This window comes from Mesorhizobium neociceri, from assembly GCF_013520985.1.
GTDB lineage: Bacteria > Pseudomonadota > Alphaproteobacteria > Rhizobiales > Rhizobiaceae > Mesorhizobium > Mesorhizobium neociceri.
Genome location: NZ_JACDTY010000012.1, coordinates 94,890 through 114,942 on the forward strand (window position 1 = coordinate 94,890; position 20,053 = coordinate 114,942).

15 protein-coding genes are annotated in these 20,053 nt (G+C 59.7%); 10 read left to right on the forward strand and 5 right to left on the reverse strand.

The features are described from left to right. Positions 1–163 precede the first annotated feature (163 nt). Positions 164–331: a hypothetical protein gene (locus tag H0241_RS22695; protein WP_181060158.1), complete on the forward strand. Its 168-nt coding sequence runs from the start codon at positions 164–166 to the stop codon at positions 329–331. 226 nt (positions 332–557) lie between these two features. On the opposite strand, the gene H0241_RS22700 is transcribed toward H0241_RS22695, so the two are convergent. Together H0241_RS22700 and H0241_RS22705 are read right to left on the reverse strand one after the other, a co-directional pair. Then, a complete protein-coding gene (locus tag H0241_RS22700) occupies positions 558–1,307 on the reverse strand; it encodes a Crp/Fnr family transcriptional regulator (RefSeq protein ID WP_210285038.1) in 750 nt (249 codons plus the stop codon). Between the two features lie 378 nt (positions 1,308–1,685). Next, positions 1,686–2,264 carry a hypothetical protein gene (locus tag H0241_RS22705; protein WP_181060080.1) on the reverse strand — a complete coding sequence of 193 codons (579 nt, stop codon included), beginning with the start codon at positions 2,262–2,264 and terminating at the stop codon, positions 1,686–1,688. Between the two features lie 427 nt (positions 2,265–2,691). Between H0241_RS22705 and H0241_RS22710 the strand changes: the two genes are divergently transcribed. The 9 genes from H0241_RS22710 to H0241_RS22750 all read left to right on the forward strand — a co-directional run bounded on the left by H0241_RS22710 (position 2,692) and on the right by H0241_RS22750 (position 17,330). Next, on the forward strand, positions 2,692–4,776 hold the full coding sequence (locus tag H0241_RS22710) for a GumC family protein (RefSeq protein WP_235984414.1): 2,085 nt from the start codon (positions 2,692–2,694) through the stop codon (positions 4,774–4,776). A gap of 15 nt (positions 4,777–4,791) precedes the next feature. Continuing rightward, positions 4,792–5,355 (forward strand): transcription termination/antitermination protein NusG, encoded by a 564-nt coding sequence (gene nusG, locus H0241_RS22715; RefSeq protein ID WP_181060081.1) that lies wholly within the window; start codon positions 4,792–4,794, stop codon positions 5,353–5,355. 33 nt (positions 5,356–5,388) lie between these two features. Beyond that, the gene (locus tag H0241_RS22720; protein ID WP_235984415.1) at positions 5,389–7,365 is read left to right on the forward strand and encodes a nucleoside/nucleotide kinase family protein; all 1,977 of its coding nucleotides are present in this window, start codon (positions 5,389–5,391) and stop codon (positions 7,363–7,365) included. 263 nt (positions 7,366–7,628) lie between these two features. Next, positions 7,629–8,072, forward strand: coding sequence for a GFA family protein (locus tag H0241_RS22725; RefSeq protein WP_181060082.1), 444 nt, complete (start codon positions 7,629–7,631; stop codon positions 8,070–8,072). Between the two features lie 69 nt (positions 8,073–8,141). Continuing rightward, positions 8,142–9,362 carry a glycosyltransferase gene (locus tag H0241_RS22730; RefSeq protein ID WP_181060083.1) on the forward strand — a complete coding sequence of 407 codons (1,221 nt, stop codon included), beginning with the start codon at positions 8,142–8,144 and terminating at the stop codon, positions 9,360–9,362. Between the two features lie 132 nt (positions 9,363–9,494). Beyond that, positions 9,495–10,868, forward strand: coding sequence for a polysaccharide biosynthesis/export family protein (locus H0241_RS22735; protein WP_235984416.1), 1,374 nt, complete (start codon positions 9,495–9,497; stop codon positions 10,866–10,868). Between the two features lie 332 nt (positions 10,869–11,200). After that, complete coding sequence (locus H0241_RS22740) at positions 11,201–12,079, forward strand: sulfotransferase family protein (protein ID WP_181060084.1); 879 nt, start codon at positions 11,201–11,203, stop codon at positions 12,077–12,079. Between the two features lie 157 nt (positions 12,080–12,236). After that, entirely contained in the window at positions 12,237–13,742 is a 1,506-nt protein-coding gene (locus tag H0241_RS22745; RefSeq protein ID WP_328824788.1) for a lipopolysaccharide biosynthesis protein, read from the forward strand. A gap of 141 nt (positions 13,743–13,883) precedes the next feature. Then, complete coding sequence (locus H0241_RS22750) at positions 13,884–17,330, forward strand: hypothetical protein (protein ID WP_181060085.1); 3,447 nt, start codon at positions 13,884–13,886, stop codon at positions 17,328–17,330. 237 nt (positions 17,331–17,567) lie between these two features. Here the strand turns inward: H0241_RS22750 and H0241_RS22755 are convergent, their stop codons facing one another. The 3 genes from H0241_RS22755 to H0241_RS22765 all read right to left on the reverse strand — a co-directional run bounded on the left by H0241_RS22755 (position 17,568) and on the right by H0241_RS22765 (position 20,046). Further along, positions 17,568–17,810, reverse strand: coding sequence for a hypothetical protein (locus H0241_RS22755; RefSeq protein ID WP_328824793.1), 243 nt, complete (start codon positions 17,808–17,810; stop codon positions 17,568–17,570). 83 nt (positions 17,811–17,893) lie between these two features. After that, a complete protein-coding gene (locus H0241_RS22760; protein WP_181060151.1) occupies positions 17,894–18,886 on the reverse strand; it encodes a nucleotidyltransferase family protein in 993 nt (330 codons plus the stop codon). Beyond that, positions 18,886–20,046, reverse strand: coding sequence for a PqqD family peptide modification chaperone (locus H0241_RS22765; protein WP_181060086.1), 1,161 nt, complete (start codon positions 20,044–20,046; stop codon positions 18,886–18,888). The genes H0241_RS22760 and H0241_RS22765 overlap by 1 nt, the downstream gene beginning before the upstream one ends. Positions 20,047–20,053 lie beyond the last annotated feature (7 nt).

Genomic DNA, 20,053 nt, shown 5'->3' on the forward strand with positions numbered 1-20,053 from the left:
CGGCCCGGATCCTTCTCAGTCGAACGGTTCGTGCTGGTAAAGCTCGTCCATGTTGAGCGATGCCAGGGCGCCGAAAGGTGCCTGCTTTTTCACCCGGCCGCCGCTCAGGATCACCACGTCGTCACAAAACGAGATGGTGCTGTGATGGTGGCTGATAACGTCAATGCCCCATGTGCTGATCCTGCAGGATGGTAAGGCGCAGAAGCAGCGCACAAAGTTCGTATCGCAAGAGCGCGTGTACATCCTTGGGCGGGGCGGGTCTCGCGGCGTCCTGCTGCATCCCGGCGATCGCCTCATTCACAGCGTCGAAATCGGCAGTGAACAGGGATAGGATTCGACGAGCCGTAAGGCTCCAGTAGCGTGACGGCATAGCAGCGGAATGTGACCGATGATCCGCGCCCAGCCATGACAGTCGCCGAACGATGGACCTGCCATGATATTCCATCGGCATGGCCTGCTCCGATTGAACGTGCGCGGAGACTGCGATCTCGACGCATGCTCGCGGAGCGGCGAACTTTCAAAGTAGCGACGTGCGAGTTCCCCACGGCGCTTTGGCGTCAGGTCGAGATGTACGACCGATCAAATCCGGCTGCTTTGATAAGCCCCGCATGGTCGTGCAACTCGACCACACCATTACGGAATGAAGCCAATCCGCTTTCTCGCAAATCCTTCAACACGCGACTTACATGCACAGCTGAAAGTCCTAACGCGTCGGCCAGTTCGGCCTGGGTCAGCGGGCATTCAAAACGGTCCGGATAGGTCGTTGCTGATCGATGTGCGCGGCAGGCCAGTTCAAGAAGAAAGTGAGCCGTGCGTTGCACAGGTCCCCTTCTACTGACTCCGGCCAGATGTTCCGTAACCCTGGAATACCGCCTTGCCTCAGCCAGCAGGATAGTCTCGCAAATGGACTGCGGATAGCGTGATAAACAAGTGCGGACAGGACCGATCAACCCTATCGCAGTCACGTCGGAAAGAGCCGTTACCGTCTCGCCCCCTTCTCCGCTGAACTCAATCGAGGCAATTTCGCGAGGGAGCGCAAAATCGATGATGTGACGCGAGCCGTTCGGCAATGTCTTGAAGAAAGCGACCCATCCCGCAGTCACAACAAGGATAAGGGAGCTAGCCTGATGCTCGCGTACAATCGTCGTGTTCGCTGGATAGAGGCGGCGCACAGCGCCCGGCAGTACAGAGAATCCCTTTTCCCAACTCGCGTCGGCAAGCGTAGGTTCCCTCGCCAATCCAAAAGCCTGTTTTGATAAGCCCATTTTGCCCAGATAACTCCCCCCAATGATCGCCCCTTCGATCAACCTGAGGACGCAAACCATCAACTGGACAAAAAGTTCCCTCTAATCCTTCAGCCGAATGGCTTCGCTGCCTACCACCGTTGGGTACGGCCTTACCGCTTTGGGTGCATCCGTCGTGGCGCCCTGGCACACAACGACGTCCGGGAGGATCGCGCAAACCGCCTGAATCATTGGTATAAAGGTCGATCAAGCTTCGGTCATCTGGGTCGAAGCTGGCCCCTACGATCTAGTTGCGGGATTGCCCTCAGCTGGTTGCCCTGGGACTTCCGACAGCGCCGATCGTACGCTTTCGAACACATTTTTTTCTAGGCTGCGCCCAGCGAACGTCACCGCTACTTTGCGATCGCGTCAGCTGTTAAAACCCCTCGCCAAACAGAATGCTCAACTTGATAGCAGCCCTGTTTGACGCTTTTCTGAAAGTCCGTCGGGTACTGCGGCTCGCGCTGAAGCCGGAATAGCTAATCCCCCACGCGGATCGGGAGCCGGTAATTCTTGCCAAGGCGGGCCGGCGATCACCCGGGTATCTCTTTCGAGACCCTCCGTCGCGCCGGTCGAAACGATTTGCTCCATCGGCTTGGCTGCCGACTTCCGGCGCCGCAGCGCACGCTTGGCGTTGTAAGTCTGCCATCTTTCTTCGGCCACCTCCAGGTCGTCGAGTGCAGATATGACCGATGCAAGGCGGGTCTCGATTTGGGCAAGTCGCTTCCAGGCGGAAAGCAGGGCAACTGAAACCAGCAAACTGTAGGCCAAAACGACAACGGCTGCACCAGCGGGGCGTTCGATGCCGAACACAATCAAGGCCCCGGCTCCAATAAAAAAGGCAAGGGCCCCATAGCCCAGCAACCGGCCCTTGTTCAGAAGGAGCATCAACGGCCAGGTTGCTGACAGCATCAGAATGGACAACGGTCTGTTGACCGCCCAATCCACAAGCCCCGCAATAACGTCGCTGTAAGTATCCATATCAACCTCTGACGAAGGCCGACTGCTTGCTTGGCGTCTGGGAGCGCAAGCTCTCCCGCGCGCCTGATCGCGGTCGGTGGTAGCGTTCCAGACCTCCCGGAAGAGCGACAGATGTCCCGGCGAATGTCCTAAGGTCTGAAAGGCTTGTCGGGTAGACCAGATCGACCTTTAGCCGATTTACTACTCAATAATGGTAATGGCGACGATGTTCGCGAAGCTGTTATGTTTCGGACTGGCCGGCGATGCTACCGGTCGTCGGGCGGGAGCGATTTGGACATACCGAATGGCGGGGACCAACCCTGTTAGGTGTTTTCATTGCGCTTAAACAGGCGGTTGCCCGAATTATTTTGACGTGAAGCAAATTCAGCCGACGCTGGAGGGGCGGAGTTGTGCTGCTGATCGCAAGGATTCGGAAATGGCAAGTCCAATGGACAATCCGATCATAACCCGAGAGTTGCTACCATTGGACGTCAGGGAGATCCTTGATTTCTTCCTCCGCCGATGGAAGCTCGTGTGCAGCATTGCAGCGGTCACCTTCGGCATATTTGTGGTTGCCGCCTATGTGCTTCCGCCATCGTATACAGGGGCTGCACAAATCTTACTCGATTCCCCGATCGACTATATGACTCCGCAGGATTATTCCAATTCTGATTTCGCCGACAATTCGACATTCATCGAAAGTCAGATTGCGGTTCTGAGATCCGCATCGCTCCTTCAGAAGGTCGTCGACAGCGAAAAGCTGCCGGAGGATCCCAAGATCGGGTTGGGGGCATTAGGATGGCTGCAAGGCGCGCTCGGAGTGTCGCGTGTCGGGATGGCGGATGTCATTGAGATTTCAGTGACCGCTTACGACCCGGGAAAAGCAGCCTCCCTGGCGAACGCAATATCCCAGGCCTATCTCGCTGATCGCGTAAGGTCGCGCTACGAAGGGGCCAGGAAAGCGTCCACATGGCTCAGTGAGCGGGCCGCATCTCTGCGAGCGGAACTGAGCGTTTCGGAACAAGCCGTCCAGAAGTTTCGGATCGATCACAATTTGTTGGCGACGCCAGCAGGCAGTTTGACTGACCAGCAGCTGTCCGAATTGAATATCGCGTTGATTAACGCGCGCGCCGAACTGTCAGAGAAACGGGCACAATTTCAACAAGTTGACAAATTGCAGACTAGCGGAGGCGACATCCAGTCGATACCGGACGTACTGCAATCCGTGGTGATCAGCGCACTTCGGGCTCAGCTCTCTGGAGTGACACGACGGGAAGCCGACCTCAAATTGAAATATGGCGATCGGCATCCGGATGTCATGACGGCTCAGGCAGAGCGCCGCGACATCGAGGGACAGATCGCCGCCGAAGTACAGCGTCTCATTGGCAATCTGAAGAATGAAGTCGATGCCGCAGAGGCCCGGGAAGCTTCTCTGGCTCGAGCCTTGGATTCGGTATCCAACCGGTCCGAAATCGAAGGTCAGGTCGGCGTCCAGTTGCGCGACCTGGAGAGGATTGCCGCCGCGAACAAAGAACTCTTTGAGACATTCCTGTCACGCGCCAAGCTCACCGAGGAGAAGTCCACCCTCCTCAACAGCGGCGTACGTGTGATCACCGACGCGGGTGTTCCGGATTCGCCGAGCTTCCCGAACAGGCCTCTCTTTGCGGCCCTGGGACTTGTCCTCGGCTTCTTCGTCGGGGGCGCCGGCGCCGTTCTTCGTGAACTTTTCGCTTCCGGCTTCATGGCAAAGAAGCAGATAGAGGACGAGTTGGCCGTTCCGGTTCTTGCGTCCATGCCAAGGATGTCGGGCTGGTCGAGAGACGCCCAGTCGCAAGCCCAGCCTGTGGCCTATCTCGAACGCAGACCACTGTCCAGGTATAGCGAAGCCGTGCGGCGGCTTCGTCTGGGCATCGAGGCGACACCGGAACTGGTCCGATCCCCCCGCCTCATGCTGGTGACATCGGCGATGCCCGGCGAAGGAAAGACAACCCTGGTATTGAGCCTGGCTTGCTCCGCGGCCGCCGACGGCGAACGGGTTCTGGTCGTCGATGCGGACTTGCGGCTTTCTGCTGCCACGGCCTTCTTCGGCATGGCGGATAAGGTCGGGTTGGTCGACGTTCTGACTTTGCCGATGAGGGCTGCAAACGCAATTCATCGGGACGAACGCTCGGGGATTTCCCTCCTCCCTGCCGGCACAAGGACCCGGAACCCGCCTGCCCTTCTTGCTTCCGTGCGAATGCGCTCGGTCCTCAACGAGCTTCGCGGGAGATTCGACACGGTGATCATTGACGCACCACCTGTTGGACCTGCGGCCGATGCCTCGATCCTGGCGAGGTATGTCGACAAAGTCCTCTTTGTCGTGAAGTGGCGTGAAACCTCGCGCGAGGCCGTTGCCGAAGGAATTCGCCATCTTGGCGGCCGGTCCAAGATTGCCGGCATCGCCTTGACAATGGTGGAGGAACCAAAGCTGCCGAAATATGGCCGCTACACGTCCTTGGAAAGTAGTGTTTCTGACAGTTACTATCTCAACTAGAGAAAATATTTCGCCATGCAGCACGCTGACCTATCTCATAGTGGCTCTCTTGAGCCGATCGGGAGAATTCACGACGGGGACGCCGCGCGCTGGTGCGTGGTCCAGACGCACCAACATTCGGAGAGCTTGGCGGAGCGGCACCTGTTGTCGCAAAACTTCCAAACCTATCTGCCCAAGCGAAGACGAACCGTTCGCCATGCTCGCATTGTCAGAACCGTCTCCAGTGCCTATTTCGACTGCTATCTGTTCGTCTCGCTGGCTGTTCATCAGCAGAGTTGGTACCCGATCAACTCGACCGTCGGCGTCCGAAAGCTCGTGATGAGCAAAGGAATGCCGATACCGGCGCCATATGGCGTGATTGAGTCTTTGATCTCAGCAACCGATGACGACGGTATTTTGCACCCGGACATTCTATTGAGGCCGGGTCAAAGAGTTAGGATCATAGACGGACCGTTTTCGGACCAGCTTGGCGTTCTTGATCATGTCGGAAGTGCTGGAGCAGTCAGAATTCTCCTCGATATTATGAACCGGTCGATTCCAATTACGATCGACCGGGATAAACTTTCAGCAATTGCTTGAATTCTATGCGTTAGTTTTCACCTAACAATTTTTATGTCGAAGATGCCGAGACCATTGGGCAAGGAGGGACGAATTGGCACCCAATTCACCCTCGATGCGGCAGCTTGCAAAAGCCGACATCCCAGCCTTCAGGCCGGCATTGAGAACATTGGACGCTACGTCCCACCAGTCAGCCGCCAATGGATGGATATGGCGCCAATTCGACGACTTTCCGGCGACGATGAGCGATTGACTCTCGACGCGATCAACTGGGGAAACCCCTTGCAACTTTCACGGAAATCCAAACCCGGAAGCCACCGTCCCGCAGACCCTGGAGCGCCTCGGAATGGCCTGCAGCCGCAACAGTATCGTCGCTGGGCTCCAGAGGCCAAGGCAAGCATGCTGACCGAAGCGTTGACGCCGGGGGCGAGTGTTCCAGCGCCAGCCAGGGTGGTTGGCGCAAGCCCGTCGGGCAGCAGAGCAGATGCAGGTCTTACACATACCGACGGAAGCGCCCCCTTCCTGCCCCTCAAGACGGTGCCGTCCCTGCCGATCGCCACAGAATTGTTTCGAGCATTCAATGAGGGCGGTCTGAAGTACGGAATAATTCAGGATCTCGCATCCCTGCAATATGGGCTTGCGGGCCGGGACGATCTGGATGTCCTTCTGGACAAACACGACTACCCAGCCTTCTGCTCGATCGTGAGCAAGCTGCACGGCTGTCGCGGCGTGAGCCTGTCCTGCTACGACAATGTCTGCGCCGGCCGAGAGGACTGGTTCCTGCCCGACTTTTCGCATGGCCGCTATCTCCATCTCGACATGCATATCGGCGTCCGGGTCGGCTGGGAGTTTCGTAAGCGCTATCCCGTATTCGACTATGCGGCGATTACGCGATGGGAGACGATTTGTGTCGACGGCGTAGCGGTCCCCGTCGTCTCTCCCGAAGACGAGATTCGAATAGCAATTGCACGCTTCGCCTTTAGGGCCTGGGGGCCGCCGTGGAGGCAATGGATCACCGTTGGGGATGGTTGGAAGGACCAATTTGCACGTCTGCCATTTTTGTCGGGCGAGCATGGCTTGCATGTCGTGGAATACACGTTTGGCGGCGGGAGATCGGCGAGCTGCAGGTTCCTGCAAAGCACCGACAGTTTGCTCGCCCACCGTGGAGATCTTTCCAGGCTGCGGCGTTCAATCCGGGAAATGTGCGGTTTCACGGGACGCTACGGAGTAGCCGACGCCGGCGTTCATCTGGCCCGCAAGACCTCGTATCTCGCATTGAGATCCCTTCAGCGATTGATGCCCGGCAGATTTCCACCAAAGAGACGGCCTGCGGCTGGTGGCTTTGTAGTGGCGCTCATAGGACCTGATGGCATGGGAAAGAGCACTCAGGTTGATCGGCTGACACAGATATTTCGATGGAAATTCGGGTGTGCGCAAGCATATGTCGGGACCGGAGACGGCAATGGGTGGTGGCTTCGCAAGGCGTTGCAGACCCTGGTTTTTCCCCATAGACGCCGCCTTAAGTCCTTGGCCCAGCAAGGTGGCAACAATTCCGCTAGCCGAAATTGGTCGAAGGGAGGAGTTGCTGCCGCCGCGCTGGCATTGTGGGCAGTTTTGATCGCGTTTGAGCGATACGCTGTCGTGAAACGTGCACATCGATGGGCGACGCGCGGCCTGATCGTCATTTGCGACAGGTGGCCGCAAGCGCTCGGCAGGGGATATCTGGACGGGCCAACCATCCCACCGCACCTGTTCTCCGTCCCTGGCTTGTCAGCTCTCGCCCGGCTTGAGCAGAGGCTCTATCAGAAGATGGCGGAATGCCGGCCACACCTCACTTTGCACCTCGTTTCCGATTTTGCCGTCTCCGAGCAGCGAAAGCCGGGAGAAATCAGGAAAGAAGCCTTCGATGCGCGGCTGTCGCTGATGGCGGAGCTGCGAGCCAAGGACAAGACCATCCGAACCATTGACGCAAGCGCTGGCATCGAGGCGGTCGGCCGCGAACTGTTCAGGCATATCTGGCTGTCGTTGTGAGAGGCAGGGCGGCCGGCTCATCGGCCAGTATCCATCTCCAACAGCCCCTGACGCACGGCCTTCCGCCATCGCGAATCGACAGGTGTTCCCTGCCAGGCGGGGGAAAGACCGCCGAACGCTCGCGCTCGATGGCGGCGCGCTGACAGAGCCTGTTTCATCCCGGGATCAGCACGGGGCTCCGACTCGAACGAGCCAATATGGCTCTGCTTCGGACGAGCACCTGTCCCATCCGGCCGCAGCTCCACGCAATGACGGAGGTTGCCATGTTCGACACCATACGCAGGACCGGCAGTTGCCTGTGCGGCGGCGTGCAGTTCTCGGTCCGCGGTCCGCCGCTCCGCATTGGTCTTTGCCATTGCAAGGATTGCCGCAAGGCCGGCGGCTCGGCCTATTCGGCCTTTGCCATCTGGCCGCGCGAGGCCTTCGAGAAGACGGGCCTCGTCAGCTCCTATGGCATGCGCAGCTTTTGCCCGACCTGCGGCGGCCGCGTCGCCCGGGTCGACGACAACGAGGCCGAGGTGATGATCGGCAGCCTCGACGTCGCGCCGACCGATCTCGTACCCGAATATGAATTGTGGACCGCAAGACGCGAAACCTGGCTGCATGCCTTGCCCGGCACCGAACAGTTCGAGCGCGACCGGCCAGCGGCGAACAGCGCAGAAGTGCCGGCGCCGAGGTCGCTGTCGGACGTCGATGCGGCCGCGTGAAATCTGATTTTGCGCTCGCCCTTTCACCCGGATGCGCCCCGGATTTCATGTCCCCTGAGGTATAAGCAAATGAAGATCGTTCATGTGCTCACCAGACTGCTTCGGGCAGGTTCCGAAGAGAACACATTGGCCTGCTGCCTAGCTCAGGCGCGGCATGGCCACGAGGTGCTTTTGGTTCACGGCGACGAGTATGACCCGAGGTTGCGGGCATCGGTTGCCGGAGCCGTCAGAGTGGTGACTCTGGAAAAACTCATCAATTCGATTTCACCATCCCAAGACGTTTCTGCATTCGGGCAACTCACTCGCCTTATGCGCGATTGGCGGCCTGACATCGTGCACACACATCAAAGCAAAGCCGGTATCGTCGGCCGGCTTGCCGCCAGGGAAGCCAATATCCCTTGCATCATCCATGGCGTGCACATTTTGCCTTTCGTGCATGTGGGCCGCGCGCAGAGGCTGATATTTCTGGGCGCCGAACGCCTGGCCGCGAAGTTCACACAGGCTTTCATCGATGTCAGTCAGGCTATGCGCGACATCTGCATCGCCAATCATCTGGGCAGCGCCGATCAGCACCATGTCGTCCACTCCGGCTTCGATCTGGCGCGCTTCGCGAACGCGCAATGGCCGCAAGACCCCTATCTGCTTCTGGGGACGACCGCCGGAGAGCCAAAGCCACCAGTAGTCCTGATGCTGGCTGCACTGGAGCCGAGAAAACGCCATGTAGAGTTCATTGAAACATTTGGGCAAGTCGTCGACCGGATTCCCAATGTGCGACTGATCCTGGCCGGTGAGGGGCCGGCGCGATCCGCTATTGAATCGGCGATTGAACGATCCCCGTTCGCAAACAACATTCGCATGATCGGATACCATAGCGAGCCTGAGCGGCTGATCAGTCTAGCGGACGTGTGTGTGCTGACGTCGATGCGAGAAGGACTGCCTCGCGTCATGATGCAGTATCTGGCGGGCGGTCGAGCCAGTGTGGTCTCGCATCTGCCAGGAGTGGAAGAGGTTGTGAAGCATGGCGTGAATGGAATTGTGACGCCCGGGGAAGACGTTGGCGCCGCAGCGGCTGCGATCGCCGACCTTCTCCAAAATGAGCACTGCCGCGCTCGACTGGCTGATGGCGCGAAACTCACCGACCTTTCATCCTGGGGGCTGGATGCCATGTGCGATAGGGTCGAGTTGATTTATCAATCCGTTCTTGAATCAGCCCTTTCATCCGCAAGGCCAACCGAGACGCGAATTCGCGATGGCCTCGCCAAGCAACCCTTAGGACTGCTCGGATTTTGATCCCTTTTGCTCCTTCGAAGGAGCACAGATTTCCAAGGCTTACTGCTCGAACCTAACGAACACCTGCTGTCACGCTCCGGTCGACGAATGTCGATTGGTCCTGACGGCAGGCAAGACAACCGGAGTACGACGATGCGTTTGCGTGCTGACCAGCAATTTCCTTCCAAGCTTTTGCGAATGAAGGATTGGGGCCGACGGCTTTTTCCCGGATTTGAACCTGTGGCCGGCCGCATGCTGGCAATGATTTGTGGTCTCGCCATTGCCTTTTTTCTGCTCACCGCAGATGCAGCCTGTGCGGATGGATATACATTCGACACCGGTGACGTCCTGCGTGTATCCGTGATTGGCGAGGAATCCTATCCGCTGGACGTCGTGGTCGATGATCGGGGCTCGATATCACTTCCCATGTTGGGTGATATTCAGGCGCGCGGCATCACCGCCGTTGCCCTTTCGCAGGCCATTCAGCGTGCATTTCAGCAGCAGAAGCTCATCCTCGAGCCGTTCGTGAGAGTGGAGATCGGTCAGTACCGGCCATTCTTTATTTCCGGAACGGTGGCTCATCCCGGATCGTACCCGTTTCAACCCGGAATTACGGTTCGGCATGCGCTCACCATAGCCGGCGGCTTTCGGGCCACCGTCGTGGGAAACACGGAGCCGGCCCTGCAAATAGCTGATCTGCGCAGCGCACGCGCAGGTCTGGCGATCGAAGAATATCGTCTGAAGGTTCGGCTCGCCCGGCTTCAGGCGGAAAGCCGGGCGGACAAATCCTTCGTTGCGCCGGCGGATCCGCCGGTCGAGTTTGGCGGACACTTGATTGCCGACATCATTGCGTCCGAACAAGCGCAACTGGACGCTCGCCTTACCGCATATCGGGATGACGTTTCCTTCTTCGAAGTCTCGCTGGATCGGGCCAGGAAGGAAGCAGATATGGTCGCTGCCACGCGAAAAGAGAGGGAAAAGACCGCCAACCTTCAACTCGAGGAACTGCAGTCTGCCCGGTCGCTGCGGGAAAAAGGTCTGGTAACCAACTCGAATGTCATGACGGCGGAAAGAGCCCATACGAGCTATCGCGCCGAACTTGCGCAGACCGAACTGCAGCAGGAGCAGGCGCGGCAGGCGATGCTGAACTCGGAGAGTGAGCTGAGAAAAAAGAAGCAGAGTTATGAAATGGACTTGATCTCGCAAACGCAGGATACGCAGGTCGAGCTGGGAAAAATTCAAAGTCAGATAAGGTATGTTGCTGATAAGCTTCTCTTTATCTTCACATATGGCGAACAGAGGACCTTCGACGACCTGCAAGGCTCGGTGAAGATTTCGATTTTCAGGCGCGACCAGAAAGTCGCCCACGACATCGTCGCCGATGAAAATACGGAAGTCAGAGCTGGCGACGTCATCGAGGTTTCGATCGTGGCCAACAAGGGGTTCTACGCACCGGACACGTCCGGAACAATGGCGGCACCTAATGCTGAAGGCCCGGCACTTCAGCCAAGCATTGTCGGCCAATAGCACCAACGGGGTGTCCGCTCCATCGAACACGGGCTTGCTGCAGGCCTGCCGTCGTCGCTCCGCAACATTCTTGCTTCGCGCCTTGATCGACCGACCTGGCCCGGCCCCGCCTTAGCCGGGGTAAGAATCTCATCGTCAGAACTTTGACATGATCTTTGGGACAGCACTGGCAGTCGTGGGGAACTGCCTCCGGCGGCCGAATTCCCATGTCGACGTTACGTCGCGCCCGGCGCCGCCTTCCCATCGTCCGATCGCGCATCGCGGGTGCAATCCCCAGCTTGTCGTGCGGATCGGCGCAATCATGGCTCACCCTTTAGCGACGGAGACTTGTGATGACGGAAAAAGAGCTGAAACCTCCGATTTTTCTGATCGGCAACTATCGGTCGGGGACCACAATTGCACAAAAATTGATCGGGCTGCACCCCGACATCGTTACCTGGTACGAGCCAAAAACCTTGTGGCTATACGCCGATCCGGCGCGGCGTCATGACGAATTCGTCGAAACCGATGCCACCGATAGGGTCGCTCGTTACATTCGCGGCCGGTTCCTCGACTATCAGTCGCGGCACGGTGACCGGCAAATCATGGAAAACACGCCTGCCAACGTCTTGCGCGTGCCGTTTGTGCACGGGATTTTTCCGGAGGCTATATTTCTCTATATTACGAGGAACCCATTTTCGTACATAAGCTCGATGGAGCTTAAGTGGCAGCGAGCAAAGTCTATCAAGGGACTAATACGCCTCTTGAAAATAACTCCTGTCACACAGATCCATTATTACGCAAAAGATGTTATAAAACAGATGGTCACGAAAAGACTGCTTGGGAGGAAATACACCTCGATCTATGGGCCACGTTACAATGGAATAGATCGGGATCTGAAGGAGCATGAAAAGTTGACGGTGATCGCGCGCCAGTGGGCGCGTGGCAATCGAAGGGCTCGAGAAGATCTCGCCAGGCTGGGCAACGGCCGCGTGCTGTCCTTTCGCTATGAGGATTTGATACAGGATCCCGAGTTGGTCTTGCGCCGCATCTATGAACATTGCGGGCTGAATTGCACCGACGATATCGCTCGCAAGGCCAAGGAGATGATCGACCCGGGCCGCCAGCAGAAGTGGCTCCGCCTCGAAAAGAAAGACCTGACGGCGATCATACCAGAGGTCCGGGATGAGATGGAATTCTATCGCTACGAAATTCCGTCGCTTCTTCAATAGGTGAGGCGCGTAAGGCGCGGGCGGTCGGCACGGCGGCCGAGCCGCCACATGACCAATGCGATCGTGACGTTGCTGGCGCGTCGCCGAGCCGTCGCTCAGCGAATCCAGGGTCGACGCAATGGTCCCTGTTTGGGTCGGCCGAGGAGTGAAGACAGACGTGAGCAACAACAGGCGCGGGCTGGCAAAACAAAGTGTCGTGGGCATGTTCTGGACGTCCTTGTCCATGGGTGCCCTCGCGGTCGCGGAGCTTGTCGCTCTTCTCATTCTGGCCCGGCTGCTATCGCCCAATGAGTTCGGTCTTTACTCCGCAGCGCTGATCGTCATCAAGTTTTCGGCGATCTTCCAGGGACTTGGCATTACCCCCGCGATCGTCCAACGACCTGTGCTGGAAGAGCGGCATATTCGGGTGGGGTTCACCTTGTCGTGCCTCCTCGGCCTGTTTGTGTCCGCGTTGGTCTGGGCGATGGCACCGGCAATTGCCGGCCTCCTTCGGCTCGCCGATCTGGCTCCCGTCGTTCGTGCCATCTGCTTCGTGTTCCTTTTCCAAGGGGCTTCCATGGTCGCATTGGCCGCGGCCCAGCGCGCGCTGCGATTCCGCTGGCTGGCGCTCGTCGATGCCTGCGCCTTCGCGACGGGCTACGTCGTTGCCGGTCCGCTTCTGGCTTGGCTCGGCTTCGGCATCTGGGCCCTTGTCGGCGCGCTCCTGATCCAGCAATCCATCCGCATGGTCGTGCTGCTTGCTGGCCAACCGCATTCGATGCGGCCTTTGCTGGAGCGGCGCGCCATCACCGAACTGCTCTATTTCGGAAGCGGCTTCACCATTGCCCGGGTATGCAATTACCTGGCCACCCAAGCGGACAGGCTTGTCGTGGGCCGCTGGCTCGGCGCCGATGCGCTTGGACTGTACGGCCTGTCGTCACAACTGATGACGACGCCCGCGGTCATCGTCGGTCAGGTTCTCGATCGGGTGCTGTTCCCGACCATGGCGCTGGTCCAGGAGCAGCCCGCGCGGCTTGCTCGTGCCTATCGCAGCGCAGTCGCGGGTTGCGCTCTGCTTGTCCTGCCGGCCAGTGTGGTCGTGGCGATCGTCGCGCCGGAGTTGGTTGCGGTCATTCTCGGACGGGGATGGGTAGGGGTAGTCGACCCGCTCCGGATTCTTGCGTTCAGCATGCTGTTCCGCACGAGCTACAAGCTTAGCGATTCCGTCTCGCGCGCAACAGGAACGGTCTACGCTCGCGCCTGGCGCCAGGCGGTGTTCACCATCGGCGTCTTCGCCGGCTCCCTCATAGGGCAATTCTGGGGCATAGAGGGCGTGGCGTTCGGCGTCGGCGCGGCCTTCGGGATCAACTTCTTGCTCATGGCACAGTTGAGCCTCCGCGTGACGGGGATGACGTGGGGGGACTTCCTTGCGGCACACCTGCCCGGGCTCGCGCTCGCGGGCGCTGTTGGAACCGGCGTCTGGGCACTGGTGGAATGGCTGCGCGAGTTCCATCTATCTCCTCTTCCCCTGCTCATCGATACGGCATTGCTGGCATCTGCCGGGGGCTTGCTGCTGTGCTGGATCCTGCCCTCGCTGTTTCTTGGGCGGGACGGGCAATCACTGCTGCGCTTGCTCGCCGCGGTGGCGCCCGCCTGGCCCAGGATGAAGAAGGCAACTGACTAGTCAACGACAGAACATTTGGGCCGCGGCTTTCGTGCGCTGCGTTACCGTCGCCATGCTCGATCTGGGTATCGGAGCTGACGCCCTGTCGGGCACGTCGCAATTCCGGATTTAATCGAGAGAAATGCGAAAAGGAAATCCAACATGGCTAAACTGCCTGAGCTTCCCTGGGGTGACGCGAAACTCTTGACGACGGAGTTCGGCATCGACGCCTTCGACTGGCCGAACATAGACAATTGGACCCAGCCTACCGGATCAGCGAGCGGCAGCGAGACTCCGCACGTACTCTCCGAGCTTGGCGATGGGCTCGCTGCCGAAACCGGCAAGGGCAATCACACCACCAGCTTTGATCCCGCCGCAAAACAGCTCGATCTCGTCTCCGAGCATCAGATCACGCCGGCATGGGGGAGCGAGGGCGGATTGAAACCGACTGGCCTCACCGAGGCGACAGCCAGACTTGGCATTCATCTGGACAGCACGCTTCTCGACAGGCTTGCGGCGAAGGCCTCTGGGTTGTGGCACAATGTGGAAAAGGGTCACGCCGACAGCTTGCTGACCTCCACCACCACTATCCCTGAGGCAGTTGCTGACATCGGCACGGGCTCGACGCGCGCCACGGTCACCACCAGCAGCCTCCTCGCTGCCAGCTCTAATGCGATCGACCCGATCTTCGAGACAAGGGTGGCGAGCGCCGGCGACGATGTCGAGCAGAAGGGCTCGGGCGCGATCTCAACCAACACCAACGATCTGGAACTGGGCTATGACAGCAGCACCCGCCAGACGGTAGGCATCCGCTTCACCGGCATCGACATACCGCAAGGCGCCATCATCACCAGCGCCTACATCCAGTTCCAGGCCAATGAGGTAAAGACCGGCGCGACCTCGCTGCTGATCAAGGGCGAAGATGGCGACGACGCGAGCGCCTTCACCAGCGTCAGCTTCAACGTGTCCTCACGCGCGACGACGGACGCGTCCGCCGCCTGGACGCCGGACCCGTGGACCACGGTCGGCGCCCACGGCTTGGCCGAGCGCTCGCCCGACCTGTCGACGATCGTGCAGGAGATCGTCAACCGCTCGGGCTGGGCGGCGCTCAACGACATGGCATTTATAGTCACCGGCACCGGGACGCGCACGGCCGATTCCTACGAATATTCGCCGACCGGCGCTCCGCTGCTGCACATCGAATATCTGCTGCCTGCATCCGGCGCTCCGGTGGCCTTCAACACCCCGGCCGACGCCGACGCCGCCGCCAACCAGATCGCCGAGCTTGCCGCGGCAGGTGTACCCACCGGGATCACCGCCTCCGCCACGGATCCCGATGCCGGCTCGACCGTCACCTATAGTCTCAACGATTCACGCTTCGCCATCGACGCCAGCAGCGGCGTCATCACGCGCTCAGCCACCGGCACGCTCGACTTTGAGACCCAGCCGTCGATCAATCTGACAGTGACGGCAACCTCCTCCGACGGAGGCACCGCCAACCAGGTCTTCACCCTCGCCGTCCTCAACAGCCCTGAGCCGGTCGCCTTCAATTCCTCGCCGGACGCCAACCCCGCCGCCAACCAGATTGGCCAGAACGCCGCCGCCGGCACGGCGATCGGGATCACCGCCGCAGCGACGGATCCCGACGCCGGCTCGACCGTCACCTACAGCATCGACGACTCTCGCTTCGCCATCAATGCCAGCACCGGTGTCATCACGCGCTCGAGTACCGGCACGCTCAACGCGACGTCGGAGCCGTCGATCGCCCTCACCGTCACGGCCACCTCGTCCGATGGCAGCATCGATACCCATGCCTTCAACGTCGACGTCACGGCCAACCAGCTGCCGGTGGCCTTCAACGCACCTCCCGACGCCAACGCCGCCGCCAACCAGATCGCCGAACTTGCCGCGGCAGGTGCATCCACCGGAATCACCGCCTCGGCCACGGATCCCGATGCCGGCTCGACCGTCACTTACAGCATCAATGACTCGCGCTTCACCATCGACGCCAGCAGCGGCGTCATCACGCGCTCAACCACCGGCACGCTCGACTTTGAGACCCAGCCGTCGATCAATCTGACAGTGACGGCAACCTCGTCCGACGGAAGCACTGCGAACCGGGCCTTCAGCCTCGCCGTCCTCAACAGCCCTGAGCCGGTCGCCTTCAACTCCTCGCCGGATGCCAATCCCGCCGCCAACCAGATCGCCGAGCTTGCCGCGGCAGGTGCACCCACCGGAATCACCGCCTCGGCCACGGATCCCGATGCCGGCTCGACCGTTACCTACAGCATCAATGACTCTCGCTTCGCCATCAATTCCAGCAGCGGCGTCATCACGCGCTCAGCCACCGGCGCGCTCGACTTTGAGACCCAGTCGTCGATCAATCTGACAGTGACGGCAACCTCGTCCGATGGAAGCACCGCCAACCGGGTCTTCAGCCTCGCCGTCCTCAACAGCCCCGAGCCGGTCGCCTTCAACATTTCGGCGGATGCCAACCCCGCCGGCAACCAGATTGCCCAGGACGCCGCCGTCGGCACGGCGATCGGGATTACCGCCGCAGCCACGGATCCCGATGCCGGCTCGACGGTCACCTATAGCATCGGCGACTCGCGCTTCGCCATCAATGCCAGCACGGGTGTCATAACGCGTTCGGGTACCGGCACCCTCAACGCGACGTCCGAGCCGTCAGTCGCCCTCACCGTCACGGCCACCTCGTCCGATGGCAGCATCGATACCCATGCCTTCAACGTCAACATCATGGCCCACCAGCTGCCGACGTCGGTGACCCTGGCACATACTATCGCGACTTCGCTGTGGTCGCCGCCGAGCCCCGACCCCACTGATATCGTCTATATCTCCCACTTGGGCACGCTGCTTGTTGCCGACAGCGAAGTGGAGGAGATGTCCATTTTTACCGGTAAGAATGTCTACCAAACGACTCTGAGCGGCAATCTGGTGGGAACACTCACAACCGTCAATTTCTCCGACGAGCCCGCCGGGATCGCTTATAATCCTGCTAACCACCATCTCTTCTTCGCGGACGATACCGGGACGAAGAGCGTGTACGAACTGAACCCCGGCAATGACGGACTTTACAATACGCCCGACGACATCGTGACCTCGTTCAGGACGTCGGCATTCGGCAGCACGGATCCGGAAAGCGTTGCCTATGATACCAAACGTGGCGTCCTGTATGTCGCGGATGGCACAACGCACAACATCTACACCGTCGCACCGGGTCAGAACGGCAAATTCGACGGCGTCGCGAGTACGGGCGGCGATGACATCGTGACGAGTTTTTCTGCTTCTGCGCTGGGAACCCCAGGTGACGCAAGCATCGCGTATGACCCGGGCAACGATCTCCTCTATTACATTCAGTCGGCCAAGTCAGTGGCAATGGTTACAACGACAGGGGATCTGTTGGGTACACTCGATATCTCCTCGGCCCACGCGAAAAAACCGGCCGGATTGGCGCTGGCGCCGAGCAGCGACGATCCGACCCACCATATGAGCCTCTATATCGTCGATCGGGGCGTGGACAATGACACGAACCCAACCGAGAACGACGGCAAGATCTATGAATTCCATTTTAATGATTGGCTCGTCTGAACCGGCACGGCGCGATGGCTCAATCCCTCGGTGCGCACGTCACGCCGGCCGAAAGCCGCGCTGATTGCAGTTCGGGATGATGCCAATGCAATGTGAGGCTGGTCCGAGCCGACAAAGAGAAGCCCGGACCGCTCGCGGCACTCTGGCGTACCGCGAGCGGTCCGGGCTTCCAAATGAAAAGGCTGGAGCCCTATGTCCTCAAGACGCTGTTTTCAGCGACCACGATGCTGCAGGAGCTTACGCCTGGCCGGGAGGGCCAACGTGAATATGGTTCTTGTCTCCCCAACCATTGCCCGGTTTTGATCCGCCCGATTTGGCAATCGCCCTGGAGTTCAAGCTTGTGCCGAGCAAGAGCGTCACTGCCGGCGGCGTAACCGCTGCAAAACGCCCCGCCTTCTTGAGAAATTCACGGCGCGCTTGAGCCTCCGAGACCAGGGTTTCCGGCGTCCGTTCCGAGCGTTTTGTGCTTTCAGTTGACATGTCAGACCTCTTCACAAACTTTCTCAAATTCACAGCTTTCACCTTAGGCTCGCTGATACGGGGGTACTAGTTCCCCAAAAGGCTTAGATTTTGGTACGAGGGTTGAAGAGCGTGCGAGCGATGCGACGCAAGAGGTCGGACGGTCCACGTCGCGCCAAACCGTAGTCACGTGAAAACCGCCATGTGCCCCACATCAAATTGCCGGCCAGGCGCAGCGGGGCGCCGATGATGGGGTGGGTCGCCGTGAAGATGCGCCTCCAGTGCTGGAAACGGACCATTGGGCGTTGTGCACATTTTGCCGGGATTCTGGTCCCGAAGAAATGGTGCAGGGCCAGCAGCTGGGTGTCGAGCGCATTGCGGGCGCTTCGATCCGACATGGATGCCTGCAGTGCCGTCCAGTCCACGCCGTCGCTTTCCGCCAATCTGGCCAGATCATGAAGGTGTCTGAGATCTATCCTTCCGCGCCAATAATCTCCCTCCTTGAGAAGGTCGTGCACCATCCAGTGCAGGGCGCGAGACTGAGCGGGCGGAATTTTTACCCGAAGGCCGTCTCGCTGGACGAGCTTGGGCGGTTCAAGGCCGTTCGCCCGGCTCGTCCGGAGCTCCAGCATGCCGGCGTCCTGCTGGCGGGCCATGCCTCGAGCGCCCGCCACATCGACGTAGCCAAGTTCTTCAAGACAGGCTCGGGCGATCGCCTCTTCGGGGGAGTCAACGGCTAGATCCAGGTCACTCGTCATCCTGCTGGGAACCCGGCCGGCCGGCGAAAGGAACAGGGGAATGGCGCCCTTGAGCAGGAACGGAACGACGTCGCGGCGGTTGAGGGCCGCAACGGCTTCACGCAGTTGGGTACGCAAGCGCAGGTTCCGTTCGCGATTGCAGTCGTGAACGAACTGAAGGTACTCGCGCACGTCCTCCGGAAGGTAGTGGGTGTGTCCGGATTGCGCGAGGGACGAGAACAAATCGGGTGTGAGCAGAGTGTGATTGGCTAGAGCAATCACGGCCCGCCAATCGGTGCGGTCGGTCGGACTACCGCGCAGTCCGGCGATCAACGCCTCAAGCGCATTGCCCCTGCTCATCACCGGCATGCTTTCGTGATCAGTTGCACCGCATCATCAAGCCTCGAATAGGTCAGGCAATAGGTTTCCGCCGATCCGATGAGTTGGACCAGGACGTCAAACGCTGTGCCGCTCAGCTCTCCGCCGGGTGCAAGCGCGCCGTTGAGAAGGCCGCGCAATGCGTGAGCTGGATCGACCGGCTCCAGGCTAGCTTTCGAGTCGCGACCTCGACGGAGCAGGACCACACGGCCGATGGGGAGGGGATCAGGAGGCAAGGGCACGAACGCCTTGGGCACGGCAAACCGTACACGCCTGCGATCTGGGCGGCGACAGACTGGAACGGCAGCGAGGCCGGGGCAGTATTCGGACAGCAACGGCCATGATCCCGCCTTGACTGCCGGGGCAAACGGAAGGCCAATGCCATGCCCCATAGAGTCCAGCAGCGTCACATCATCGGCGGCAAAGCCAAATCCGGCATGGACCAATGCCAAGGTCAGCGTTGTCTTGCCGGCGCCTGGATCGCCACAAAGAAGGACGATGTGTTCGTTTCTGAAAAGCGCTGCCGCATGGAGAGCAAGTTCATAGGCGCCGTAATCCAGAACCTCGGTCAGCAATTGCCCCTTCAGCATGACGGGTAATTCGTCGAGCGAGCAGGACAAAATCCACTCGCCATCCCGCAACAGATGGACTCTCCCCCCGTGCCCGACCACCTCGAGTAGAACGTCGGCAGTCTCTCTTTTGACCTCAAGGTGCTGAAACACGGTGATCGCGGGAAAGGCGCAGGCTGCCGGATAGACGATGCGTATGTTGAGGCCTGCAACGGAGACCACCTGGCTCACGGCCTTTTGAGCTGAAGAAGCAGACGAAGGCGCGAAGCGCCGTATCAGGTTCAGCCGCTGCCAATCCTCCAGCGCAGTCTCGACATGCCTGTTTGCCTCAAGTCTACTAACGCCACTGCGCGCCATCTCGGCCGAGATGGCTTGCGGTGGCATGCCTTCTTCCAGAGAGCGCCAGATGTCGGCAGCCGTATCGTTGACGGCGAAAATGGCCTGCTGGGGTGAACTGAATAGGAGGTTCTGTCCCCTGACGCGTGCCAACCGCCCCCGCATCACAAACGTCCCAGGACTGTGATCGGCGGGGCCTGACGCCACGCTTCTGTCAATCGCCTCGTGCTGGTTCATCGCGGTG